Annotated in this window: 23 protein-coding genes; 6 read left to right on the top strand and 17 right to left on the bottom strand. The window is 51.1% G+C overall.

From position 1 onward, the window contains the following. Positions 1 to 61: 61 nt before the first annotated feature. From QUF18_RS13035 to QUF18_RS13115, 17 genes are all read right to left on the bottom strand, one after another. Entirely contained in the window at positions 62 to 934 is an 873-nt protein-coding gene (locus tag QUF18_RS13035; protein ID WP_289387653.1) for an outer membrane protein, read from the bottom strand. A gap of 192 nt (positions 935 to 1,126) precedes the next feature. Then, positions 1,127 to 2,473, bottom strand: a complete 1,347-nt coding sequence (gene glmM / locus QUF18_RS13040) for a phosphoglucosamine mutase (RefSeq protein WP_289387656.1) — start codon at positions 2,471 to 2,473, stop codon at positions 1,127 to 1,129. A 227-nt stretch (positions 2,474 to 2,700) separates the two neighbouring features. Further along, positions 2,701 to 4,638: an ATP-dependent zinc metalloprotease FtsH gene (gene ftsH / locus QUF18_RS13045; protein ID WP_289387658.1), complete on the bottom strand. Its 1,938-nt coding sequence runs from the start codon at positions 4,636 to 4,638 to the stop codon at positions 2,701 to 2,703. A gap of 151 nt (positions 4,639 to 4,789) precedes the next feature. Continuing rightward, positions 4,790 to 6,226: a tRNA lysidine(34) synthetase TilS gene (gene tilS, locus QUF18_RS13050; RefSeq protein ID WP_289387660.1), complete on the bottom strand. Its 1,437-nt coding sequence runs from the start codon at positions 6,224 to 6,226 to the stop codon at positions 4,790 to 4,792. 93 nt (positions 6,227 to 6,319) lie between these two features. Continuing rightward, positions 6,320 to 7,285 (bottom strand): tol-pal system protein YbgF, encoded by a 966-nt coding sequence (gene ybgF / locus QUF18_RS13055; protein WP_289387661.1) that lies wholly within the window; start codon positions 7,283 to 7,285, stop codon positions 6,320 to 6,322. Between the two features lie 252 nt (positions 7,286 to 7,537). Further along, a complete protein-coding gene (gene pal / locus QUF18_RS13060; protein WP_289387662.1) occupies positions 7,538 to 8,056 on the bottom strand; it encodes a peptidoglycan-associated lipoprotein Pal in 519 nt (172 codons plus the stop codon). 322 nt (positions 8,057 to 8,378) lie between these two features. Then, positions 8,379 to 9,689, bottom strand: coding sequence for a Tol-Pal system beta propeller repeat protein TolB (gene tolB / locus QUF18_RS13065; protein WP_374807088.1), 1,311 nt, complete (start codon positions 9,687 to 9,689; stop codon positions 8,379 to 8,381). 233 nt (positions 9,690 to 9,922) lie between these two features. After that, the gene (locus tag QUF18_RS13070) at positions 9,923 to 10,996 is read right to left on the bottom strand and encodes a cell envelope integrity TolA family protein (protein ID WP_289387664.1); all 1,074 of its coding nucleotides are present in this window, start codon (positions 10,994 to 10,996) and stop codon (positions 9,923 to 9,925) included. Between the two features lie 7 nt (positions 10,997 to 11,003). Beyond that, positions 11,004 to 11,450: a protein TolR gene (gene tolR / locus QUF18_RS13075; RefSeq protein WP_220160308.1), complete on the bottom strand. Its 447-nt coding sequence runs from the start codon at positions 11,448 to 11,450 to the stop codon at positions 11,004 to 11,006. Between the two features lie 82 nt (positions 11,451 to 11,532). Further along, positions 11,533 to 12,243 carry a protein TolQ gene (gene tolQ / locus QUF18_RS13080; RefSeq protein WP_289387668.1) on the bottom strand — a complete coding sequence of 237 codons (711 nt, stop codon included), beginning with the start codon at positions 12,241 to 12,243 and terminating at the stop codon, positions 11,533 to 11,535. A gap of 32 nt (positions 12,244 to 12,275) precedes the next feature. Then, positions 12,276 to 12,494, bottom strand: a complete 219-nt coding sequence (locus tag QUF18_RS13085) for a hypothetical protein (RefSeq protein ID WP_289387670.1) — start codon at positions 12,492 to 12,494, stop codon at positions 12,276 to 12,278. A 172-nt stretch (positions 12,495 to 12,666) separates the two neighbouring features. Beyond that, on the bottom strand, positions 12,667 to 13,128 hold the full coding sequence (gene ybgC / locus QUF18_RS13090; RefSeq protein WP_289387672.1) for a tol-pal system-associated acyl-CoA thioesterase: 462 nt from the start codon (positions 13,126 to 13,128) through the stop codon (positions 12,667 to 12,669). Continuing rightward, the gene (gene ruvB / locus QUF18_RS13095; RefSeq protein WP_289387674.1) at positions 13,128 to 14,168 is read right to left on the bottom strand and encodes a Holliday junction branch migration DNA helicase RuvB; all 1,041 of its coding nucleotides are present in this window, start codon (positions 14,166 to 14,168) and stop codon (positions 13,128 to 13,130) included. Before ruvB ends, ybgC begins: the two co-directional genes overlap by 1 nt. A 38-nt stretch (positions 14,169 to 14,206) precedes the next feature. Next, entirely contained in the window at positions 14,207 to 14,824 is a 618-nt protein-coding gene (gene ruvA, locus QUF18_RS13100; RefSeq protein ID WP_113945340.1) for a Holliday junction branch migration protein RuvA, read from the bottom strand. Then, positions 14,821 to 15,354, bottom strand: coding sequence for a crossover junction endodeoxyribonuclease RuvC (gene ruvC, locus QUF18_RS13105; RefSeq protein WP_113945339.1), 534 nt, complete (start codon positions 15,352 to 15,354; stop codon positions 14,821 to 14,823). The genes ruvA and ruvC overlap by 4 nt, the downstream gene beginning before the upstream one ends. A 96-nt stretch (positions 15,355 to 15,450) precedes the next feature. Then, positions 15,451 to 15,987, bottom strand: a complete 537-nt coding sequence (gene rcdA / locus QUF18_RS13110; protein ID WP_289387814.1) for a protease adaptor protein RcdA — start codon at positions 15,985 to 15,987, stop codon at positions 15,451 to 15,453. A gap of 660 nt (positions 15,988 to 16,647) precedes the next feature. After that, complete coding sequence (locus tag QUF18_RS13115; protein ID WP_289387677.1) at positions 16,648 to 17,874, bottom strand: OpgC family protein; 1,227 nt, start codon at positions 17,872 to 17,874, stop codon at positions 16,648 to 16,650. Positions 17,875 to 18,306: 432 nt separating this feature from the next. On the opposite strand from QUF18_RS13115, the gene QUF18_RS13120 reads away from it, so the two are divergent. From QUF18_RS13120 to QUF18_RS13145, 6 genes are all read left to right on the top strand, one after another. After that, on the top strand, positions 18,307 to 18,972 hold the full coding sequence (locus tag QUF18_RS13120; RefSeq protein ID WP_289387678.1) for a thiamine phosphate synthase: 666 nt from the start codon (positions 18,307 to 18,309) through the stop codon (positions 18,970 to 18,972). Between the two features lie 48 nt (positions 18,973 to 19,020). Continuing rightward, complete coding sequence (locus QUF18_RS13125; protein WP_374807149.1) at positions 19,021 to 20,163, top strand: tetratricopeptide repeat protein; 1,143 nt, start codon at positions 19,021 to 19,023, stop codon at positions 20,161 to 20,163. 227 nt (positions 20,164 to 20,390) lie between these two features. Beyond that, positions 20,391 to 20,951 (top strand): elongation factor P, encoded by a 561-nt coding sequence (gene efp / locus QUF18_RS13130; protein ID WP_289387815.1) that lies wholly within the window; start codon positions 20,391 to 20,393, stop codon positions 20,949 to 20,951. Positions 20,952 to 21,249: 298 nt separating this feature from the next. Then, complete coding sequence (locus tag QUF18_RS13135; protein ID WP_289387679.1) at positions 21,250 to 22,041, top strand: inositol monophosphatase family protein; 792 nt, start codon at positions 21,250 to 21,252, stop codon at positions 22,039 to 22,041. Between the two features lie 232 nt (positions 22,042 to 22,273). After that, entirely contained in the window at positions 22,274 to 23,284 is a 1,011-nt protein-coding gene (locus QUF18_RS13140) for a MotA/TolQ/ExbB proton channel family protein (protein ID WP_289387681.1), read from the top strand. A gap of 10 nt (positions 23,285 to 23,294) precedes the next feature. Beyond that, entirely contained in the window at positions 23,295 to 24,323 is a 1,029-nt protein-coding gene (locus QUF18_RS13145) for a peptidoglycan -binding protein (RefSeq protein ID WP_289387683.1), read from the top strand. The last annotated feature ends 59 nt before the right edge of the window (positions 24,324 to 24,382 follow it).

Genomic DNA, 24,382 nt, shown 5'->3' on the forward strand with positions numbered 1-24,382 from the left:
ATCTATCAAGTAAAAATCAGTATGAAGTGTGCTGCACCCTTTCCGGCGCAGCACAGATATTTTATTTATAAACCGGTGTGGTCATATCGTTGTAAGCAACAGGCGCCGAGTAGCCACCAAACTGGTAGCGCAGACCGATACGTGCATCATGGATATCAAAGCTCTTATCGAAACCACGACCGAGATCTTTGGTGCCACCGAACATTTCACCGCTCTCAATACGGCGATAACGATAACCGGCATCCAGTTTCAGGCTCTGAGTCAGATCATAAGAAACACCAGCCATCAATGCCCATGTAAAGCGCCAGCTGGCCGAACCACTGTGAATAGTCGAGCCTGATTGATCAAATCCGGGAGCAATTGTATTGCTCAGATCACCCCATTTAATGCGCGTACCACCGATACCTGCACCGACATATGGCGTGAAACCATTGAAATTGCCGAGATCAACATAGGCATTTGCCAAAATCGACAGAGCTGACATTTTCGCAGTATCATTCGATGTACAAGCAAATGAACTGCCACCAGTTGTACAGTACCCACTTGTCGAACCACTAAATTTCGAGCGAGTCAGATAGTCAACTGTCAAATCAGTACGGAAATAATCCGTCACCTGATAACCGACACCACCACCAAGGAGGAATGAGCCTTTCAGCTTACCATCCAGCGAGTTTTCACCAAATGTCGTTGTCGAGCCACAGTTATTGTCACAGCCCTTATCAATCGTCGCATAATTTGCGCCTTTGAATTTTGCGCCGGAATAACCGACATCGCCGCGCAGATACCAGCCGCCGACAGGTGAAGGTGCAACCACAACCTCAGGAATGATCGGCTCAGGGATATCTACGATATCCGCAGCAAAGACCGAAGAAACAGAACCCGCAATTGCAAGGCCCGCAACACCGGCGATAAGCAAATTTTTGAATGTATTCATAGCATGTCCTATCGCAATTCCACGGCCTGTATCACCGGGACGACTATTCTGGATCACACCATAAATGCGAAAGGTTAAATGCTGCTTAACCTTGTTTATTCACGATATTTATTAACATTTACGCAGGTAATTATATAAAAAAGGGCGCTAAATTGCGCCCTGTTAAATTTCGCTTTTTTTAAATATTACCGGTCACTTAGCGGCAATTTTAATAGCCGTAATAATATCATCAACCGCAGTTTCAACCAGACGATCATCGTCACCTTCGGCCATCACGCGGATCAGCGGCTCTGTGCCGGACGGCCGGATCACAATGCGACCGCTGGCGCCGAGAGAGTTTTTGCCTTCTTCAATAGCCTGAATAACAGACTTATTCTCGAGCAGCTTTCCACCTGAAACACGCACATTTTTGAGAATCTGCGGCACTGGTTTGAATTTACGGCAAACCTCGCTCAGCGGACGTTGCTGTTCCTGCATCACCGCAAGAATTTGCAGTGCTGAAATCAAACCATCACCAGTTGTGCCGAATTCCGACAGAACGATATGACCAGACTGTTCGCCGCCAACATTGAAGCCGTTCTCACGCATATGCTCAACAACATAGCGATCGCCCACTTTTGTGCGTGCGAGCGTCAGCCCCTGATCGCTAAGAAAACGCTCAAGGCCGAGATTGGACATGATAGTGGCAACAATACCGCCGCCAATCAGGCGACCGCTCTTTGACCAACTTTCCGCAATCACCGCCATCAGCTGATCACCGTCAATGATCGTGCCGTTTTCATCCACCATCAGCACACGATCTGCATCACCATCAAGCGCAATACCCACATCGGCACGGGTTTCATGCACTTTACGGATCAGACCTTCCGGATGGGTCGAGCCACAATCCTCATTAATATTGGTGCCGTTCGGTGTATTATTAATGGTGATTACTTCCGCGCCCAGTTCCCACAGAGCAGCAGGCGCCACTTTATAGCCTGCACCATTGGCACAATCGACCACAATACGCAGACCATTAAGCGACAAATGACGCGGCATCGTACGCTTGGCAAATTCAATATAGCGGTAAATATCACCGTCAACGCGCTTGGCACGCCCGATTTCGCCATGGCTGCTCATATGCGCGCTCATGTCATCATCGATCAGTTTTTCGATCTGCAATTCCAGCGCATCTGACAATTTATAACCGTCAGGGCCAAAGAGCTTAATACCGTTATCATAGTAAGGATTATGCGAGGCGGAGATCATCACACCAATATCCGCACGCAAAGAGCGGCACAGCATGGCAACAGCCGGTGTAGGGATTGGCCCCAGCAGAAATACTTCCATTCCCATAGCGGTAAAACCGGCAACCAGCGCATTTTCCAGCATATAACCTGAACGGCGCGTATCTTTACCGATCACCACGCGCTGCCCCTGACCGCCGTCACGGAAAGACAAGCCGACAGCCATACCAACACGCATCGCAATATCCGGCGTCATCGGAAAAGAATTGGCCTTACCACGGATACCATCAGTACCAAAATATTTACGGGACATGTTCAAGCCTTTTCTTTACAGAACGCCTTTGCTCGCTGCTCTGAGTGTTACAAGCACAAACCGGCGTAAATTTGAAATTAGCAATGCAGCTTTTTAATATCTGTTGTCAAATATTCAGATAATGAAACTGATCGACTGGTAAACAAAACCGGTCTGAAAATTCAGAATTGTCATAAAAAAAACCGGACATCAAGTCCGGTTCTTTTCATTCATCAAGAGCAGAATAATTATGCCTGCGGTTCAGGTTTCATATCCTGACCGGCTTCCGGCTCAGCATCAGGCTTTTTGCGTGATGCACCGGCTTTTGGCACGCCCGATCCGCGCGAGGATGATGAATCATCACCTGTGTCACGGTTCGGTTTCTGACCATTGATCAATTGCTTGATCTCTTCACCGCTCAGCGTTTCATATTCCAGCAGGCCTTCTGCGATAGCGACCCATGCATCGTGCTTATCAGTCAAGATCTGACGCGCTTCCACATAGGCACGATCAATCAACTCACGAACTTCCGCATCAATCAGCTGTGCTGTTGCTTCAGACACGTTCTGCGTGCGCGAAACGGAATGACCAAGGAACACTTCTTCCTGATTTTCGCCATAGGCCACATAGCCGAGTTTTTCAGAGAAGCCCCAGCGGGTCACCATTGCGCGGGCAAGCTTTGTTGCCTGTTCAATATCGGAAGACGCGCCGGAAGTAATGTTTTCCTTACCGAATTTCAGTTCTTCGGCAATACGGCCACCCATCATGATTGCAAGGCGCGACACCATCCACTTATAGCTCATGGAATATTTGTCGCCTTCCGGCAGCTGCATCACCATACCCAGCGCACGACCACGCGGAATGATTGTTGCTTTATGCACCGGATCAGCAGCGGCAACATTCATCGCCACAATCGCATGACCGGATTCATGATAAGCGGTCAGTTCTTTTTCTGCCTGCGTCATCGCCGAAGAACGGCGTTCCGCACCCATCATGATCTTATCTTTAGCGTCTTCAAATTCCTGCATAGTAACAAGGCGCTTGTTACGACGGGCAGTCATCAGAGCTGCTTCATTGACGAGGTTCATCAGATCAGCACCAGAGAAACCAGGCGTACCACGAGCCAGAACTTTAAGATCCACATTGGGTGCAAGTGGTACATTACGCACATGCACTTTCAGAATCTGTTCACGGCCGCTTACATCCGGATTTGGCACAACGACCTGACGGTCGAAACGACCCGGACGCAGCAGAGCAGGATCAAGCACATCCGGACGGTTGGTTGCAGCAATCAGAATGATATTCTCATTGGCTTCAAAACCATCCATCTCAACCAGCAACTGGTTCAGCGTCTGTTCGCGCTCATCATTACCGCCGCCAAGACCGGCACCACGATGACGACCCACCGCATCAATTTCATCGATGAAGATAATGCAAGGTGCGTTTTTCTTAGCCTGTTCAAACATATCGCGAACGCGGCTGGCACCAACACCGACAAACATTTCAACGAAGTCAGAACCGGAGATCGTAAAGAACGGTACATTCGCTTCACCGGCAACAGAGCGCGCCAGAAGCGTTTTACCGGTTCCCGGAGGGCCAACGAGCAGAACACCACGCGGAATTTTACCGCCAAGACGCTGGAATTTCTGCGGATCACGCAGAAATTCTACGATTTCTTCCAGATCTTCTTTGGCTTCATCAACACCGGCTACGTCCTGAAAGGTCACACGGCCATGTGCTTCAGTCAGGAGCTTGGCCTTGGACTTGCCGAACCCCATCGCGCCACGCGAACCACCTTGCATCTGACGCATGAAGAAAATCCACACACCGAGAATCAGGATCATAGGCAGCCAGGACAGAAGAATACCGAACAGCGATCCCGAGCCATCGCTTTCAGGCTTTGCGGTAATCGCAACATTTTTTTCTTCAAGACGGCTAATCAGACTGGAATCTGAAGGGGAATAGGTCTGGAATGTCGCATTATTATCCGCGTAGTTACCAACAATGCGCGGACCGGTAATGGTGACGGATTTCACCCGACCGCCCGATACATCTTCGATAAACTGCGAATAAGGTATTTCACGAGACGACGCACGCTGCGCCGGACTCTGAAACAGGTTAAATAGTGCAACCAGCAGGAGAGCAATGATCGCCCAGAGGGCGAAGTTGCGATAATTTGGATTCATCTCGGGTCCAATCGATTACCATCGTCCTTCCGGTTCATGCGCCGTTTGGTGCGTTCCGGAAAAATATTCAAACCTAACATAGGTTCGATGCACGGCCTTGCCAAGGCAATGTAAAGCCTCATAAGTGATTCTTCTGCATTCTTTGCAGAATTTACCTGTAATTATGGTTGAAAGGCATGGTTAAAAGCGCTTTTACAACCGCCGCCACCTCAAAATCATAACCGGAAAGCACCCTGTCAAAGCAAGCCAGAGTACGTTTAACAGTTACAAGAGGCGCTTGTGGTACAAGATGTGATAAAACCGGCAGACCGATCACATCGCTATTGTGTAAAACCGCCGGTGCAGACAGCAAAGCAACCTTATCAAACAACAACTGATGCCCCCCGCCTGTCTCAACCGACCATTCGCGCAAATAAGCCGATAATTGCTTTTCACTCAAAGCAGCAATGGTGACAGGCTCAGCCCCTTCATTATGAATGTTGTAACGCCCGTCCCACAAAACCTGCTCCCCCTTTTGCAGGGTGATTACGGGCAAATTACGTCGTTCGCGCCGGATCATGATTCCTTTGCGAGATTTTTCAATCACACAATGATGCAGTGTTTTCCGTTGTTTACCCGTGAGCAGAGGTTGCGACAGCCAGAGTTTCAGAACGGCACAGTCTTTAATGGCAGGTAGAAAAACCTGCCCGCCAATCGCTGTCAGCAAATAACTCAGAGCTAAAGGGGCGATTGCCTGATCCTGATCACACCATCCGGCCGGCAAAAACAGACTATCTCCGGCAAATAGCCGGATGGTCTCAGCCTTATTATTGAGCAAAGCTGCCACACGCTGATTATCTGCACAGCGTTGAAACCCCGCTTGATGTGCAACAGCAAACAATGGTGCTTTGTCCAGTGATTTTGCCAATTGCCGGATGCGCGGGCGCTCATAAGCCTGATTATCATTGCTCGGATCATCGACCCAGCCGATTTTATTATCGCGTAAAAACTCGCGCAGCTCTTCCCGCCAGACGGATAAGAGCGGACGACACAACATAATGCTTTTGTGCAATAAAGTCCGGCGAGCCATAGCGGCAAGTCCCCGCCCCTCACCGGCAATGCCGGTAAACGCCCCTTCCCGCTCGCGCCGCATCAGATAGGTCTCAACCTGATCGTCAGCTGTATGGCCTGTCAGAATAATCGTAGCATTTGCTTGCTTCGCGGCTTGCACTAACAAATCATACCGCGCATTGCGTGCTGCCGATGCAATCCCGCTGGAAGGCTTGTCACCTGTCCAGCATAAAATCTGATGCGTAATACCCAATTGTTTGCAAAGTGCTGCAACATCTAGCGCTTCTGTCGCGGATTCAGCGCGCAGCTGATGATCCACTGTGACCGCGATCAGGTGGCAGGCGGGATAGTTTTTTTCCAGATAATTTTTGGCGAGTAATAACAGCGCCAGAGAATCGCTGCCACCAGATACGGCGACAATAATGGAGGCATTTTCCTGCCCCGCAAACACCTCATCAAAACCTGAAAATATCCGTGACCAGACATCAGCAGGCAAAGCATAGGCTGGTTCCAGCATTTGGGTGTCTATTGTACTCACATCCCTGCCCGGTATTACGCCCTCAGTAACACCCTGTTAAATTGACAATCAGCACAATCAGAGTGCCGTGCATCCTCTTTGGTGTACGGCGCTCTAACAATGATTCAGCTTGCGCTCTTCATCGGCGCGTTTCAAGATCGCCGGAGCAGCTGAGGGAAAACGACTGTTAATTTTTGCAAATGTCGCGCAGGCAACTTCACGGTCATTCAGCTTAGCCATTGCCATGCCGAGTTTCAGCATATTTTCAGCGCCGCGCTTAGAATCCGGATAGTCACGCTGCATATCAATGAAAACCGTGGCTGATTCCGCATAGCGTTCCTGACCGTAAAGAGCTTCACCCAGCCAGTAGCGTGCATCCGATGTCATCGGATCTGCCGGATAGCGATCGATATGCGCGCGGAACCCTGCCTCTGCAGAACGATAATCACCGGCCAGAATATACTGATAAGCCGCATTATACAGCTCATTCGGATTATCCGTCTGCGGCAGTGCCACCGGCTGTGCAGGCTCTTCAGTCAGACTACCGCCGATTACATTGCCACTGGCATCAAAACGGATCGAGCCGAGCGCACGCGGAGCCTGCGATGCGACAGTAATCTGTGTTTGCTGATCAGTAGCAACGGAATCGGCGTTGTCATTAGCAGCGGTTGCCTGCGAAGGCTGGCTACCAGCAACATCCTGCGCACGATTATCATTGTCAGCAGGCGCAGATGCGTTATGGCGCGGTTCTTTACCGGCACCATCGTCAGAAGCTACAGCGGCAGAATCTGCCGCTGCTGTATTGATTGATGCATCAGAACCGGCATCAGCTTTTTTCTTTTTTTCCAGCTCTTCAAAGCGGAAATCATTATCTTCCTGAACTTTGCGCATCTGCTCCTGCATCTGCAAAATCTGGAAGTTCATTTCTTCCAGCTTACCGGTCAGGTCACGAACCTGTTCCTGCAACTGGATCACCCGCTGATCATTGGCCTGCGCAAAAGCGGTCGTCCCGCCAAACACCATGCCAAAGAGCGGCAGCAAACTGACAGTCAGAGCCAGCCTCTTTATCGCTTTTTTCATTCGTAATACCTCATGCGCCCGAATTTTAATTCCCCGAAGCTTAATTTTAAGGGTCATCAGCACTCTCACAGATGCAGCTGAATATTGCACCGATTCAATCTTTATAATCTCAGTTGAAATGGTGCAATTGAGTGCGGCCAAATTTTGGCTTTTATGTTCAAACTGAAAAAAGCGACCCTAAGGCCGCTTTTCCCATAACTCTGTGTCTTTTTTATCGCGCAATTACTGCAATCACGCGAAACGACTGCTTTATTAGCTGCCAGCACCGTTCAGAACAGTCACAGCACGACGGTTCTGCGACCAGCAGGAAATATTGTCGCAAACTGCAACCGGACGTTCTTTACCATAGGAAACAGTACGCATCCGGTTAACCGGCACGCCGCGTGAAGCCAGATAATCACGGGCAGCAGCAGCACGACGCTGACCAAGTGCCAGGTTGTATTCGCGTGTACCGCGTTCATCCGAGTGGCCTTCAACGGTGATTGCGTAGTTCGGGTAACGAGCGAGCCACTGAGCCTGACGGGACAGGGTCTGCTGCGCATCAGCGCGGATCACGGAACTGTCGAGATCGAAGAATACGCGGTCACCGACATTCACGGTGAAATCCTGAGCTGAACCGGCAACAGCGCCGTTAGCGCCCATGCCGCCATTCAAACCAAGATCACCTGCATTGTTCGGCAGGTTTTTCTTGTTGGCGCAACCGGCAACGGCAAGCGACAGGAACAGGGCAACAGCAAACGGGCTGCGGGCAATCGACTGGGAACGGCGCATGGCCCGTACTCCTTAAGAATAATGCGTTTACATGATGTATGACTAACCAGATGATTAATCATATTGAGGTTAAAAACCACTCAAACAACATGGTTAATTGTTACTTAAACGGCGAAAAAACTCAAGTTTTCTCTGTCAAAAATTCATCTCGGCACGAACAGGTCAAAGGCAGAAATTATCTCAGACAAGAGCATTTACCGGCAAATGAGAAAGCATTGCGGCAGAAACACGGCTTTAATCACAAAAAGCTTATTTGACACTACCACATGCCCTTAGAAAATAAGCTCTGTGTCTTATTCAGCACACAGAGCTTATATGAACCTTAATTCAGCAATGGCGACCATGCCGGATCAGAAGCCGAGTTCGGCGTCTGAATCTGACGTTCATTACGACCGGTCAGATCAATCGTAAACAAACGGGCACCGGCAGAGCTTTCACGGAAGAACATCAAGACACGGCCGTTTGGTGCCCATGTCGGACCTTCATTATGGAAGCCGCTTGTCAGCAGACGCTCACCAGAACCATCGGTCTTCATCACACCGATCGAGAACTGACCGCCGGACTGTTTGGTGAAGGCAATCAGATCACCGCGCGGTGACCAGACCGGTGTGGAATAGCTGCCGTTACCGAAAGAAATACGCTGCGGATTGGAACCATCGGCACCCATCACATAAATCTGCTGACGACCACCACGATCGGATTCAAATACGATCTTGGAACCATCCGGCGAATAGGAGGCCGAGGTATCAATCGCCTGACTGCTGGTCAGACGGGTTGTGGTACGCGAACGCAAATCCATGGTGTAAATATTGGCGCTACCGTCATCCTGCAGCAGGCTCATCACCACTTTCTGACCATCCGGTGAGAAGCGCGGCGCAATTGTCATGCCCGGGAAGTTACCGACCAGTTCCTGCTGGCCTGTTTCCAGCTGCAGCAGATAAACGCGCGGACGGTCACCGGCAAAAGACATATAGGTGATTTCCTGACGGCTTGGTGAGAAGCGTGGTGTCAGCACCAGATCTTTACCATTCGACAGATAACGCACATTCGCGCCGTCCTGATCCATAATGGCCAGACGCTTAACGCGTTTCTGCGCACTGCCGGATTCATCAACAAACACGATACGGGTATCGAAATAACCTTTTTCACCGGTCAGGCGCTCATAAATCGCATCAGCGATAATATGGGCAACGCGGCGTTTGTTTTCCGGTGTTGTGAAAAACTGCTGACCGGCAAGCTGCTGACCGGCAAATGTATCCCACAGACGGAATTCCGCTTTGAGGCGACCATCCGGCTGCTTGGTAATACGACCGGTAACCAGTGCCTGCGCATTGATGACTTTCCAGTCTTCAAAACGTGGCGCTACATCCGGATTGCTGATTTTCTCAATGAATGCTTTTTTGTCGATCGGCGCAAAAAGGCCGGAACGCTCAAGATCCGCAGCGATGATTGAAGTAATTTCCGCACCCAGCTGATCACCGGACAGGAAGTCCGTCAAAGCAATCGGCAGCGGGTCAACATTACCCTTGTTAATATTTACTTCCACGACGGCGCGGGCAGGCAGCACCGCAACTGTGCTTACGACTGCAACGGTCGCAAGTACTGAAAATAAGGTTTTAAACAGTGTCTTCATGATGGCGTGGACCTCGTTTGTCCTGATCATTTTTTGGTTCTGTGAGTCATCTCACATGTTTTCGTTTCGTGAGAAAACACTCACGGTATTTTCTGAAAACCGGCACTTTTTAGCGCCGGCTCTAGAGCGGTTCCCGTTAATAATTAAACGCTGGAACCACTTTATCTCTTTGTTTTTACCCACATCTTACTGCGAAAACCGTTTCACACTTTTCGGGATGCGCTCTCGTCAGTTTAGAACATTTCACTCGGGTCAAAATTCACAATGACCGTCGACCATGTATCGTATTTATCACGTGGCAGATTGTAAGGTGCTGCGCGCATCACCGCACGTCGCGCACTGTCTGCTGCTGCACGGCCAATCACAGAATCGCCGCCCGTATAAGTAACTTCCGGCGCACCGTTGATCGAACCGTCTTCATTGAGCTGCATCTTAACAACAATCCGCAGATCTGAGGCATCAGCCACACCGGAAGGAATACTCCATTTGTCACTGATCTGACCCTTGAGCGCATCCATTTCCGTCTGGCTGAGCTTAGTTCCGCCGGTGGTTTTCTTCGCGCCAAAGGCTTCTTTGTCGGTTGAGCGCTTGGCACCACCACCCGCAGCTTTCTCACGGTTCAAAAGCGCTGCAACCTCATCGGCCTTCGCATCTTTATCTTTCGAAGTGTTCTGCGCGGCTGTGCTCGGCTTATCCGGCTTCTTCTCGTCTTTTTTCTTATCCTCAGCCTTCGCTGTTTCCACAGGCTTTGGTTTCGGCTTGGCTTCAGGCGCCGGTACACGATCCGGCAGCTTCACTTCCTGCTCAGGCTGCTGCTCAATGGCTTCGGCAACCGGATCAGGCTTCACTTCAGCCTTCGGCTCCGGCGTTGGCTCCACTTTTGGCTCCGGTGGTTTCACTGGCTCCGGCGGCTTGACCGGCTCAGGCTTTGGCTCCGGTTTGCTTTCCTGTACCGGCTCCGGCTTTTCTGCCGGTTTTTCCGCAGGCTTTGCCGCTTCAGCTGTCTCAACCGGCTTCGGTTTTTCATTCGGCATCGGCGGTGTCTTCAGATCAAGTTCGCTGTCGCCGGCATTTTCAGCCTGTTCAACCGTTTTCGGTTTCGTGGTTGGTTTCGGTGCGGCTTTCTCAGCCTTAGGTGCTTTCTTATCGCCCTGCTGTGCCTGTGCAATATCTTCGATCGGCACAATATCAACAGGGAAAGATTCTGTATCGGTCATGTCAAAGGGTTTCGGCGAGGAAAAGGACACCAGTCCCCAGCCGATAATAACCACATGGATGAGTGTTGAGGTAGTCAGACCTGCCTTCATGATGGCGTCAGCTATCCTGCTCCTGGAGGGTCACAAGACCGATATTCTTAAAACCGGCAGCAGAAATACGTGACATGACTTTCATCACAGTGCCGTAATCCGCATTTTTATCGCCACGCACAAAGACGCGCTCTTCATAACCGGTTTTAGCAATGGCTTCGAGTTTCGGCACCACTTCCGCAATATCAATTTCGGTTTCCTGCAGATAGACCTGCCCCTTATCATTCACAGAAACAGTGATCGGTTGGGTATCGGCATTGAGTGCTTTGGCCTGCGTATCCGGCAGATCAATCGGCACACCGGAGGTGAGCAATGGTGCGGAGACCATGAAGATAATCAGCAGAACCAGCATCACGTCCACGAAAGGCGTGATGTTGATTTCACTCATCGGAGCTTTTTTGCCGCCGCGTCTGCGACGACCGCCTCCGCCCTGACTTCCTAATGACATACCCATCTTTAGAACCTTCCGGCCTTCATCTTATGACCTGATAACCGGCCTGAATTGTTAACGCCTGCTGTGAACGAAACCGGATAAATTATCCGCGCGGCGTCAGCTTCTCATCAATTTGTCGCGACAGTATGGCCGAAAACTCGTCGGCAAAACCTTCCATGCGCGAAGTGATTTTTCCGGCATCAGAGGTCAGCTTGTTATAGGCAATAACAGCCGGAATAGCGGCCAGAAGACCAATCGCAGTGGCCAGCAGCGCTTCCGCAATACCCGGCGCCACAACGGCAAGACTGGTATTTTTGGAAGCCGCAATCGCCATAAAGGAGGTCATAATACCGACAACCGTACCAAACAGACCGATAAATGGTGCCGAAGTACCAATCGTCGCCAAAAAGCCGAGGCGGGATTCCAGCTTGTCGTTTTCACGTGCCAGAGCCACATCCATGGCTTTTTCAATACGCATCTGCAACGCAATCGGAGAACGTGCGCCTTTTTCAAAAGACTTTTTCCACTCGCGCATGGCTGCCATAAAAATAGCGCTCATGCCGGTAGTACGGCGTTCACCAAGATTGCGATAGAGTTCTTCCAGAGACTGGCCGGACCAGAACACCTGCTCAAAACGATCAATGGCACTTGTCGCACGGCGATAGGCCAGTGTTTTGTCTACGATGATTGCCCATGTCCAGATTGAGGCTGCCAGCAAACCCAGCATGACCAGTTTGACAACCCAGTTAGCCTGCATGAACAGTCCCCAGAGACTGACATCACTTGTGTGTGCTGCAATGGGTAGAGCTTCCATTTGTCACCTGTCCTCGAATCCAAACGCCCGGCTCATGACCGGGCGGCAAAAGCAAAACGGAACCTTGCGCTTCCCGCGCAGCCGTTTTGATCTGTTGTTACCTTGAGCGGTCCGGATGCATTGTTGCGTGCACGGCCCGCCGAATTGCTTTGTGCCGTATCTGCTGCTGCCGGACACATTAACTGTGCATGACCGGTCACAATGCTTTTTACGGTTAATTTTGGTGAAAGGAAGGCGACAGGCAGATTCATGCCGTCACCACTCCATCTTGCCCTAAAGATGAACTATTATGGTTAAAGATAAGTTAGGATTCGCCGTAATTGCCCGTAAATTCTTAGTGCGTCAATCATATTTATGGACGCAAAAGGCACTATTTCAGGCGGATCGCGTCTAAACGGGTATCCCCGTTATCATGAACACTGTTCAGGCAACAAACAGGTCTTTCCACTCTCTGGGCATCCGTCTGGGACGCCCCTGCTTATTGATCAGGGCAGCTTCGACCCGCGCTTCAATCAGCACATCACCATTTTGTCGTTTCATACGCTGTTTCATGGTCACCCGCGCACCGGAGGCTTCTGTGACTGAAGTTTCAATCACCAGCATATCGTCGATACGAGCAGGCAAACGAAAATCGATCTCCATGCGCCGCACGATCCAGACAATCGGCTCGCCCAGTTGTCCGTCTTCCAGCGCGGTGTGATGCACCCCTTTCAAGCGCAGGAAATCGGTGCGGCCACGCTCCAGAAATTCCAGATAACGGGCGTGATACACCACACCGGAAAAATCGGTATCGGCATAATAAACCCGTGCCAGCAAGCGATGGCCTTCTGTCGTCAAAGTGCCATTGATTACCTCAGCCTCATTTGCGCTCAACACATCGGACATCAGACTTCATCCTCAAACAGCGTGATCTGGCGTGCAGCCAGATCTGTCGGCGCGGCCAGCCCCAGATGCTGCCATGCAATAGATGTCAGAACACGTCCGCGTGGTGTTCGCTGCAAAAAGCCCTGCTGAATGAGATAAGGCTCAATAATATCTTCAATCGCATCGCGCGGTTCTGATAGTCCGGCCGCAATGGTTTCAATGCCAACAGGCCCGCCGCCAAAATTACGGGCAATCATATTGAGATAACGACGATCCAACTGATCAAGTCCGATCGTATCCACTTCTAAGCGGATCAGCGCTTCGTCAGCGATTTTCGCATCAACAACATCCGCTTTTGCCACCAGCGCGAAGTCGCGCACACGGCGCAGCAAGCGTCCGGCAATACGTGGCGTACCACGGGCACGGCGCGCAACCTCGCGGGCACCATCTTCCGAAATATTCAACTGCATCAATCGTGCACCACGACGCACAATATATTCCAGCTCATCGACCGTATAAAAATTCAGCCGCACCGGAATACCAAAACGGTCACGCAAAGGAGTCGTCAAAAGACCAAGGCGTGTGGTGGCCGCAACCAGCGTAAACCGTGCAAGATCAATTTTAACGGAACGTGCTGCAGGCCCCTCACCGATAATCAGATCAAGCTGAAAATCTTCCATCGCCGGATAGAGGATTTCTTCCACAGCAGGACTCAGACGATGAATTTCATCGATAAACAGCACATCACGGTCTTCAAGATTGGTGAGCAATGCGGCCAGATCACCGGCTTTGGCAATCACCGGCCCTGAGGTCGAGCGAAAATTGACGCCGAGCTCCTTGGACATAATCTGTGCGAGGGTGGTTTTACCCAGCCCTGGAGGGCCGACAAACAACACATGATCCAGCGCTTCCCCACGGGTTTTCGCCGCTTCAATAAAGACCTTCAGATTGGCGCGTGCCGCCGCCTGACCGACAAAGTCATCCAGACTTTGCGGACGCAAAGCCACGTCCGCATCTTCCCCGCGCTTTTGCGCAGAAATCAGACGATCTTCATCACTCATCGCTCACACCCGCATTTCAATTATTTCAGGGCGCGATCTTATCGCGCCAGTTCTTTCAGACCAAGCCGGATCAGTTTGGCAGAATCCGCATCCTCACCAGCCTCACGCAATGCACTTGCCACCGCATTAGCCGCCTGATCGCGTGAATAGCCAAGATTGCTCAAAGCGGAAACCGCATCACTGACAGCGGTAGAGGCAACGCCCTCACCGATTTCCTGTTTCAGCCCGATATTAGCGCCCGCATCACCCGCAAAGGCAGGCGCTTTATTCTTCAGCTCGGTAACAATACGTTCCGCAACTTTTTTGCCAACCCCGGGTGCGCGTGACACCATCGCAATATCGCGCAATGCAATGGCATTTGCGAGTTCTGACGGTGTTAATGTTCCCAGCACCGCCAGTGCCACTTTGGCGCCCACACCCTGTACATTCTGCAACAGGCGAAACCATTCACGTTCCAGCGCGGTGCCGAAACCATAGAGCCGCAGCACATCCTCACGGACATAGGTTTCAATCAGCAAAATTGCCGCTTCACCCTGTGACGGCAAATTGCCCAGAGTTCGTGCAGAACAAAAAGCCACATAGCCGACACCATGCACGTCAAGAATGACATGATCGTCAGCGATTTCATCGACAACACCTTTCAGCTTCCCGATCATGATATGGCTGCAATCCTTCCGCTCTTTTTCAATTCTGCCAGATTATACAGGCTGTGCCGGTTATGGGCATGACAAATCGCGATGGCCAAAGCATCTGCCGCATCGCTGGTGTCAAAACTCGCACGCGGCATCAGCACTTTAACCATCATATGAATCTGCTGTTTTTCGCCATGACCAACGCCGATGACCGATTTCTTCACCGCATTTGGCGCATATTCAGCGACACGCAATCCGGCCTGCGCCGGTACCAGCAGCGCAATACCACGCGCCTGCCCCAGTTTCAGGGTCGCTGTCGCATCTTTATTGACGAAGGTATGTTCGACCGCGGCTTCATCCGGCATCATCTGATGCAGAACGGCGGTTAACCCCTCATGCAATTGACATAAACGGGAAGCCAGATCCAGCTTATCATTAGATGTCACAGTACCTGCACCGACAAAATGCAGGGAGTTGCCGACAGACTCAATCACGCCCCAACCAGTGCGGCGTAATCCCGGATCAATACCAATAATGCGAATCGTCTGTTTCATGTGCTGACCTTACCTTGTGTAAGGTGCACTCAACAATCAAAATGTGAACAAAATGGAAACATTGAGAAAAAAGGCGGTCTTATCCGCCTTAATAATTTAGTTGCCGCCAAAAGCTGTGCGCAGCAGAACAATCTGGTCGGAGACCGCATTGCCTTTGCATTCCATCAATTCGCGGATTTGCTTGTGATAGCTGTCGCCATCCATGCAGCGCACGCGATCCTGCAAATGCAAGGAGCGGGCAATCATATCGCGGAAAGCTTCCGGCAGTTCCTGCCAGCCATTGGCGCTTTCACCGGCAGACAGGGTTTCCAGACTAACTTTGGCTTTTTCACGCGCGACCATATCCCGTGACATATCGCCGGAACGGCTGGCACGCAGCAGCAGCAACCAGGATGCAATATGCATCAGCCTTGAAGTCAGACGCATGGATTCCGCCGCATAAAGTGTTGCAGCCTGATGCGACAGCGAACGCGCAGCGTCTTTACCCTCTTCATCCAGATAGGCAGCGGCTTCTTCAACCAAAGCCATACCTTCACTGTAGAGCGGTTTGAAGCTGTCTGAAAAGACCATACGCTCCGACAGGCGGATCATATTATCTCTGCCCGTATTTTCGCTACGATGTGTCTGTTCCATCATCTTGTTCTGCTCACTGGCAAATGCGGTTTTGAAACCGGCATCTGAAATTTCTGACAAGCATTCCCTATTGCAGTGGTTCCGCTGTTTCTTACGCTTTTTTCACGAAAAACCGGCGAATCCCTTACCATTCAGGCTGCACTTGACTTGTTTGCATCACAAAGCGTGACCGGAAAACACCGTCAGGCCATAGCCTATCCAAGCAAAATGCACGCTCATACACGCTCGCGCAACAATATGGTTAAAGAAAGATGAATTATGATTTTGTGCTTGCCAGCACGAATAATGCCTTAAATCCAAATAAATACAGCATCTTCAATGCGTTAAACAGAATCGACCTGTATCTCGCGCAATCCCTTTGAAATATCCGCAATTACACAACAACCGTTTTATCCACAAAGCGCAGATGCCTCATCCAGCATAATTCCTTAAACTTGAATCAATTTCAGGTAAAATTATGCTATAAATATAAAGTGTTCGAGCGACCTTTGTGCGCCAAAGTAGGCGCACGGCGCTCTAGCCCTAAACATAAAAAAAGAGCCGCAAAAGCGGCTCTCAGAAGTTTAACAGGGAGGCGTCATACAGAGGGACCAAGTCCACTCGGTAAGAGTCCGGCAAAACCGGATATGCTTATATTCTTTCGTTAACTTTAATATTTGGTTAATGCGCAGTCACTGAATAGGGTTTAACCGGTATCGGACGCGATTTACCGCGCCCTTCCAACGGGCGCATATCCGGCGGCGTAACATCCGGCACAGAGGTCTTCGCCGCCACTTTGCCTTTCCAGCCGATGCGCGGCAGCCACTCCAGATAATAAACCAGTGCAAACTGAGCCATAAGACCACCGGCAATCAGCAGCGTGTCGAAGGACAGGCTCACCGGATAGACATGACGCAATGCCTGACCAATCATTGCCAGAATGGTACCGGCAATAAACACCGGCAGCGAATGTTTACCCAAGATTGCCAGCGGATGGCTCATATCCAGACGGGCTTTTGCCGATAGTGCGGGAATACCCGCAATCACATAAGCAATTGCCAGAACATGCAGTAAACGCGTGGCTGAGAGATAGGTTTTGTCAAAGCCGGTCAGCACCGCTGGCAGACCGAAGGAAATATCCCAGTTCGGATGCGGCACACGCAGCCACAGCAGCGAGAACACCAGATAGGAAATCGCCGCAATCATCAGCGGACGGTTCTGGTCAAAACGACCGCCCTGTTTCACATAGGTCATCGCACCGATACCGATGGCAAACAGAAACTGCCATGACAGCGGGTTCAAAAACCATACGCCCTGCGTCGGATAATTCATCGGCGCAATGTGATAATAGCCGGACAGGAACCAGATCGAACCGGAGATCGTCAGCATCAGTGAAATACTGATCCGCGACAGATAAAGCATCAGCGGCGCAACCAGCATCAAAACCAGATAAAGTGACAGAATATTATTATAGCCGAGCTGATGACCAAGCGTAACCAGACCGACAAAGGCCTGCGCCGGTTGTTCCATCACGGTTTTAATGTTGATCATTTCCAGCATTTCCGGCCGCTTCATATAAATGGCCGTAAAACCAAAAATCGCCAGCGTGATGAGTGTTGTCATCATCTGCGCCATATAAAGCGTCATCGACCGGCGTGCCATTTTCAACGACAACAGCAGGCGATTGCCTTCAATGAATTTCGAACTATAGGCAAGCGCAACAGCCAGACCGGAAATCAACACAAATGCTTCCGCCGAATCGGAAAAACCGAATTCGCGATGCGTGAATTTCTCATAGATTGTTCCTGGAACGTGATTGATAAAAATGCTCAGCAACGCCAGCGCCCTGAAAACATCAAGACGTGTATCGCGCATTTTCACCATTGGTCCCATGTTCTGTCCTGTCATCTGTCAGCCTGCCTTCTGTCTGACTTGCTTGCGTATTCTCAGCTTTTATTCTGGGAACACGTCCCGCAGACATTTTCCGTCTGCTATCAACAACCGCAGACGTTTTTGTCTGCTATCAACAATAAGACTCAAATGGGACACGAAAGCGGCTGGACGACCGCTTACCCCCATCACATTATTTTCCAGGATTAAACTAACCGGCAGTTACAATATGTTACCGGCATGTTGGGAACTGGCCGCTCCGGCGGAAAAACACAAAAATGACAGTCTCGCGGAGGTTTTGTCCTGTCGTTTGCAAAAACCCTGTTATCTTTTAGCAATTATGCTCTAAACAGAAGGCAATGACCGGTATATTGCACGATAAATAAATGCAGTTCCCGAAGTTTGCCACTTTTATGGGCTATTGGCGCCCCCTCAACGAGGCTTTATCTAATGAAATTTCCTGCAAACCGTCCGCGTCTGGTTCTGGTGGTTCCATCCCCTGCATCCGAAGGCCATACATCTGAAACACTGCTTGCCACGCTGGATAAAGCGCTGACAGCGGGCGATATTGCCAGTGTTATCCTTGATAATGCCAAAGCGGATGAAGCATCTTTTCAGGCTTTCGCAGCCCTTGCCGTTGCCAAAATTCAGAGTTCCGGTGCAGCTGCCATTGTTCTGAACGACACCCGCACAGCCGGTCGCGTCAGCGCCGATGGTGTGCATATAGAAGGCTCACGGGCAGATATTGCCGATGCCGTTGAGCGCTATACACCTAAAATGATTGTCGGAACCGGCAATGTTAAAGAACGCCACACCGCTCTCGAAGTCGGTGAATTACAGCCGGATTATATGTTCTTCGGCAAAATCGGTGCAGACAGCAAAGCTGAAGCCCATCCGCGCAATCTGTCGCTTGCTGAATGGTGGGCAGCCATGGTGGAAATTCCGGCCATTGTGCAAGCTGGCTCCAAGATCGACGATCTGGCAGCCTGTTTTGCGACAAGAGCAGAATTTATTGCATTGGGTGCTGCCGTCTTCTCCGCAGACAAGCCGGAACAAGTTGTTGCGGATGCCAATCGCCAGCTTGATGAAATGAGCGCTGCAGACACTGAAGAATAACATTGCCGGAGAGCCTCCCGCATCTCCGTCGTTATTAAGAGTAAAATGATGTTGAAAAAATCCGTCCTGTTAAACAGCACCTGTGCAGTCTGGTTCATGCTTGCAGCTTTATCGGGCACGCTGCCTGCGATGGCTCAGGACAAGGCAAAGCCAGTGCCTGAGGCAAGCGCTGGCAAAGCAGAGACGGATAAGCAACCGCAGCATGATGACAAACCGCTGGATGTACCCTCTGTCTCTACCGGCTTTACGATTCCTGAACTGGCCGGTTCATGGGCAAAAGGCAAAAATGACGGCTCGGATATGCTGCAACAGCCGGCATCGACCGATGCGATGCCTGCTTTCAACGAAAACCGGTTCGGCGGCAAAGTCGCTGATCCCGCCTTCGGTGCTTTTCAGCGCGGTCTTTACCTGACAGCCTTTAACCTTGGGATGGAGCGTGCCAAAGCGGGTGATCCCGCAGCTCAAACATTGGTGGCCGAGATTTATGCCCGTGGCCTTGGTGTGAAAGCCGACCAGAAACAGGCTGCCCACTGGTATGGACTGGCTGCAGAAAAAGGCGAAAATGAAGCCCAGTTCCGCTATGCGGCCATGCTGCTTCAGGGCATTTACGTGGCCAAAGACGCCAAAAAGGCTGAGGCGCTGATGAAAAAAGCCGCCGAGGCAGGCAATGCCATGGCGCAATTCAACTATGGCCAGATGCTGATGATGCGCTCTCCCGGCATGAAAGGTGTTGATGAAGCTGCACCATGGTTTCAAAAGGCCGCTGATGCCGGTTTAGCCGATGGTCAATATGCGGTCAGCCAGATTCTGGCCAATGGCACAACAGATGTGAAACGTGATGAAGTCAAAGCGCGGGAATATTTGTTGCTGGCTGCGCGTAAGAACTATGACACCGCACAGCTCGATCTCGCCACATGGCTGGTGGAAGGGCGCGGCGGAGAGCGTAACTATGATGCCGGTTTCCGCTGGATGCTGACCGCAGCGCGCGGTGGCAATGTTGCGGCGATGGCGCGCACGGCACGTTTGTATCGTGACGGCATCGGTACAGACGGTAATTCCGTTGAGGCTGCCGCATGGTATATTCTGGCGCGGCGCTCAAAACTCTATGCCAAAGATCTCGATTCTTTCATGGACGGGCTGACGGATGAAGAAATTCAACAGGCCATTTCTCGTGCCAATAATTTGCGCTGACCGGTAAAAATCAGTGTTTCGCTAACATAGTGCAGGCTGAAACCTGTATCAGACTTGCCAAAATAGCAGATTTATGGTCTTGGAAAGCCCGATTGATATGGCTTGAAAGCCCTCTGATACCGCCTGCGGCATCATTTGCCAAACCGGCACCGGTTTTGAGCGAGACGACGCAGAATTTCACAGGGCCGTTCAGAGAAAATTTCACACTAATTCCGGATTTAGCGAATATGAAGATCAACGGTAACGAAATCCGTCCCGGCAACGTCATTGAACACAATGGCGGCCTGTGGGCAGCAGTTAAATGTAATGCGGTAAAGCCTGGTAAAGGCGGCGCCTATAATCAGGTTGAGCTGAAGAACCTCATCGACGGCACCAAGCTGAATGAGCGTTTCCGTTCGGCTGAAACTGTTGAGCGTATCCGCCTTGAGCAGAAGGACTTCTCCTTCCTTTACGAACAGGGCGAAGCGCTGATCTTCATGGATACAGAAACCTACGAACAGCTTGAACTGCACAAGGATTTTGTTGGCGAACGCGCTGCATTCCTGCAGGACGGCATGATGGTCACTGTGGAAATGCACGAAGAACGCCCGATCGGTATCCGCCTGCCGGATCAGGTAACACTGTCGATCACAGAAGCTGATCCGGTTGTTAAAGGCCAGACAGCGGCTTCTTCCTACAAGCCTGCAATTCTGGAAAACGGTATCCGCGTTCTGGTTCCGCCATTCATCTCGACCGGAGAACGCATTATCGTTGACACCAACGAACTGACCTACGTATCCCGCGCTTAAATAACCGCGTATAAAAACAGAGCGCCGGTCTCCGCTGCCGGCTGACCGGCGCTTTTAATAATATGGTATTTTATTCATTCGTAGACTTCGCTCTGCGGATGATACCAGAGCGCCATGCGTCCATTTGGACGCACAAAGGACGCTCTGATATTATATAAGTGAGCATCGAATAATCCGAAAACCATATGCACTTTTCGGATTATTCGATGCTCTATTGTTTCAATTCCAACGCATAGAGCCTCAGTTCGCGGTGAAGATGCATCCCCGCCCGCTCTCATGCACAAACAGGACGTAAAATATGGCGCGCTCAGCAATTCTCAATGTTATGGTTCAGGCCGCGATGAAGGCCGGACGTTCACTGGCGCGTGATTTCGGCGAAGTACAGAACCTGCAGGTTTCGCTCAAAGGCCCTGGCGATTATGTCAGCCAGGCTGATAAAAAAGCAGAAGACATTATTTTCAGCGAATTGCGCCGTGCGCGTCCTGATTATAGCTTTCTGATGGAAGAACGCGGCGCCGTTGAAGGCGCAGACAGCCAGCATCGCTGGGTCGTTGACCCGCTTGATGGCACCACCAATTTTCTGCACGGTATTCCGACCTTTGCGGTTTCTATCGCTCTTGAGCGTCAGGGACAGGTTGTCGCCGGTGTGATCTACAATCCGGCAACGGATGAGCTATTCACAGCGGAGCGCGGTGGCGGCGCATTCCTCAATGACCGTCGTCTGCGCGTTGCAGCCCGCAGCAAACTTTCCGATGCTGTTATTACCCATGGTATGCCGCATCTGGGTCGCGGCAAGCATGGTCACTATCTCATTGAACTGCGCAATGTGATGGGTGAAGCTGCCGGTATTCGCGCCTTTGGTGCAGCATCTCTGGAACTGGCTTATGTCGCCGCTGGCCGCGTTGACGGCTATTGGGACGAACCGCTGGCTCCGTGGGACATGGCAGCCGGTATTCTGATGGTACGTGAAGCCGGTGGTTTTGTTTCCGACAAAAACGGCCAGCAGGACATGTATGAGCAGAAGAACATTGTTGCCGGTAATGAAGTGATTCAGGCTCAGTTGCTGCGTACGCTCAAAAAACCGGTTTGAGTAATATCAGCAAACTAAAATGATCAATCCCCCGCCTGTCACAGACAAGCGGGGGATTTTTTTATTGGCTGTTCTCGTTTTCACCGCAATAGCTATCAACAATGAGAAGAGGCAGGAATAAAAGTTTCCGTTTTGAAATTTTTGCAGTAGCGTCCTGTATCACAAAGCAGTTTCTGACAGCGTAATGCTCTGTCAGAACAGCGAACACATCAGGCTCAGGCGAGAGAACAGTATGGCAAAGCGGGATATTAGCATGGGAACTGAATACGATCCGAACCGGCTTTCCAGCCCGCGGATGGTCATGATGATCATGATCATATTTCTGGCTCTGGTCGCATTTCTGGCTCTGGTTCTGATGCGCCAGATCCAAACATTCTTCGTTACCAATCCAGGTCTCAACGGCTTGATTCTCGGTGTTTTGCTGGTGGGCATCCTGCTGACTTTCACGCAAGTTTTGCGGCTTGTACCGGAAATCCGCTGGGTCAATTCTTTCCGTGACGGTGACGACAGTGCGTCTGATCCGGTTCTGCTGGCACCAATGCGTGCAATGATCGGCCGCCGTCAGTCTATGGCGCTGTCAGCCACATCGATGCGTTCCATTCTTGATTCCATTGCCACCCGCCTTGATGAAAGCCGTGACATCTCCCGCTATCTGATCGGGTTGCTGGTGTTTCTCGGACTGCTCGGCACATTTTGGGGGTTGCTGGAAACCATCGGCTCGATCGGCCAGACCATTCAGTCTCTTGATCCGAAATCCAATGATACCGGCACCGTACTGGATTCCCTCAAAACCGGCCTGCAAGCTCCGTTAAGCGGTATGGGCACAGCCTTTTCTTCCTCGCTGTTCGGTCTTTCCGGTTCGCTAATTCTCGGTTTTCTCGATCTGCAATCCGGCCGGGCGCAAAACCGTTTTTATACGGAACTGGAAAACTGGCTGTCATCGGTCACTGATCTTAATTCCGACCTGCCGGTGACCGCTGAAAACGGCAATGCAACACTGGAAGAAATTCGCCAGTTCTCAGACCGTCTGCAAAATATGCAGGATGGCAGCGGCACCAGCCAGCGCACCACGGCGGCTCTGGCCAATCTGGCTGAAGGTGTGCAGGCACTGGTAAAAACCATGCGCCACGACCAACAAAGCATGAATGACTGGGTTGAACGCCAAGCAGAAGAACAGAAAGCCCTGCGCCAAGCTGTCGAAAAGCTGAACGGCATTCTCTCTGCCTCAAAACGCGAACAGTAAGGCGAAAAACATGGCCTTATCCCGTAACCGTCGCAGTGAACGCCACGTGGATTACTGGCCGGGCTTTGTGGATGCTTTATCCACATTGCTGCTGGCGATTATGTTCCTGCTCTCTGTTTTTGTACTGATGCAGTTTTTGCTCTCCCAAGAGGTCAACAACAAGGATTCTGTGCTGAACCGGCTCAATAGCCAGATCAGCGAACTGACTGAACTGTTGTCGCTGGAGCGCGGCAAAGGACAGGATCTCGAAGATACGCTTGCCAATCTTCAGGCTTCGCTCAATGCTGCGGAAAATGAAAAATCACGTCTGCAAAGCTTACTCTCCTCCGGTGGCTCGGGAGCGGCGGCAGAGCAACGTGCCGGTGAACTCTCCGCCTCGCTGGATACTGAAAAACAGGTCAGTGCCCGTGCATTATCACAAGTGGAGCTGCTCAATCAGCAGATCGCAGCTCTGCGCCGTCAAATCGGTGCGCTGGAAGATGCTCTCAACGCCTCGGAAACGCGTGACCGCGAATCCAATACCAAGATTGCTGATCTCGGCAAAAGGCTGAATGTGGCACTTGCCCAGCGTGTACAGGAACTGAACCGCTATCGTTCCGACTTCTTCGGACGTCTGCGTGAAATTCTCTCGGATCGTGAAAATATTCGCATTGTCGGTGACCGTTTCGTGTTCCAGTCGGAAGTCCTGTTCCCCACCGGTTCAGCAGATATCAACCCTCAAGGTTTGGTTGAAATGAAAAAACTGGCCGATGCCGTGGTTGAACTCAACAAGGAAATACCGGACGATATCAACTGGGTGCTGCGCGTCGATGGGCACACAGATAATGCGCCTCTGTCCGGCACAGGGCGTTACCGCGACAACTGGGAACTGTCTTCTGCACGCGCAACCGCAGTGGTTAAATTCCTGATTGCCAATGGCGTACCGGCCAACCGATTGGTCGCGGCAGGTTTTGGTGAGTATCAACCACTGGAAGCCGATAATAGCTCCGATGCCCGCAGCCGCAACCGGCGCATCGAGTTGAAGCTCACAGAGAGATAACAAAAAGCCCCGCTCAGGCGGGGCTTTTCATTTCTGTAAATTGCTGAAATTGCAGACTT

Source organism: Pseudochrobactrum kiredjianiae (assembly GCF_030362795.1).
Classification (GTDB): Bacteria; Pseudomonadota; Alphaproteobacteria; order Rhizobiales; family Rhizobiaceae; genus Pseudochrobactrum; species Pseudochrobactrum kiredjianiae.

Bases quoted from the DNA above. Each gene is read 5' to 3' on its own strand.
- QUF18_RS13035 (WP_289387653.1), bottom strand. From the start codon at position 934: ATGAATACATTCAAAAATTTGCTTATCGCCGGTGTTGCGGGCCTTGCA.
- glmM (WP_289387656.1), bottom strand. From the start codon at position 2,473: ATGTCCCGTAAATATTTTGGTACTGATGGTATCCGTGGTAAGGCCAAT.
- ftsH (WP_289387658.1), bottom strand. From the start codon at position 4,638: ATGAATCCAAATTATCGCAACTTCGCCCTCTGGGCGATCATTGCTCTC.
- ybgF (WP_289387661.1), bottom strand. From the start codon at position 7,285: ATGAAAAAAGCGATAAAGAGGCTGGCTCTGACTGTCAGTTTGCTGCCG.
- pal (WP_289387662.1), bottom strand. From the start codon at position 8,056: ATGCGCCGTTCCCAGTCGATTGCCCGCAGCCCGTTTGCTGTTGCCCTG.
- tolB (WP_374807088.1), bottom strand. From the start codon at position 9,689: ATGAAGACACTGTTTAAAACCTTATTTTCAGTACTTGCGACCGTTGCA.
- QUF18_RS13070 (WP_289387664.1), bottom strand. From the start codon at position 10,996: ATGAAGGCAGGTCTGACTACCTCAACACTCATCCATGTGGTTATTATC.
- tolR (WP_220160308.1), bottom strand. From the start codon at position 11,450: ATGGGTATGTCATTAGGAAGTCAGGGCGGAGGCGGTCGTCGCAGACGC.
- tolQ (WP_289387668.1), bottom strand. From the start codon at position 12,243: ATGGAAGCTCTACCCATTGCAGCACACACAAGTGATGTCAGTCTCTGG.
- QUF18_RS13085 (WP_289387670.1), bottom strand. From the start codon at position 12,494: ATGAATCTGCCTGTCGCCTTCCTTTCACCAAAATTAACCGTAAAAAGC.
- ybgC (WP_289387672.1), bottom strand. From the start codon at position 13,128: ATGTCCGATGTGTTGAGCGCAAATGAGGCTGAGGTAATCAATGGCACT.
- ruvB (WP_289387674.1), bottom strand. From the start codon at position 14,168: ATGAGTGATGAAGATCGTCTGATTTCTGCGCAAAAGCGCGGGGAAGAT.
- ruvA (WP_113945340.1), bottom strand. From the start codon at position 14,824: ATGATCGGGAAGCTGAAAGGTGTTGTCGATGAAATCGCTGACGATCAT.
- ruvC (WP_113945339.1), bottom strand. From the start codon at position 15,354: ATGAAACAGACGATTCGCATTATTGGTATTGATCCGGGATTACGCCGC.
- rcdA (WP_289387814.1), bottom strand. From the start codon at position 15,987: ATGGAACAGACACATCGTAGCGAAAATACGGGCAGAGATAATATGATC.
- QUF18_RS13115 (WP_289387677.1), bottom strand. From the start codon at position 17,874: ATGACAGGACAGAACATGGGACCAATGGTGAAAATGCGCGATACACGT.
- QUF18_RS13120 (WP_289387678.1), top strand. From the start codon at position 18,307: ATGAAATTTCCTGCAAACCGTCCGCGTCTGGTTCTGGTGGTTCCATCC.
- QUF18_RS13125 (WP_374807149.1), top strand. From the start codon at position 19,021: ATGTTGAAAAAATCCGTCCTGTTAAACAGCACCTGTGCAGTCTGGTTC.
- efp (WP_289387815.1), top strand. From the start codon at position 20,391: ATGAAGATCAACGGTAACGAAATCCGTCCCGGCAACGTCATTGAACAC.
- QUF18_RS13135 (WP_289387679.1), top strand. From the start codon at position 21,250: ATGGCGCGCTCAGCAATTCTCAATGTTATGGTTCAGGCCGCGATGAAG.
- QUF18_RS13140 (WP_289387681.1), top strand. From the start codon at position 22,274: ATGGCAAAGCGGGATATTAGCATGGGAACTGAATACGATCCGAACCGG.
- QUF18_RS13145 (WP_289387683.1), top strand. From the start codon at position 23,295: ATGGCCTTATCCCGTAACCGTCGCAGTGAACGCCACGTGGATTACTGG.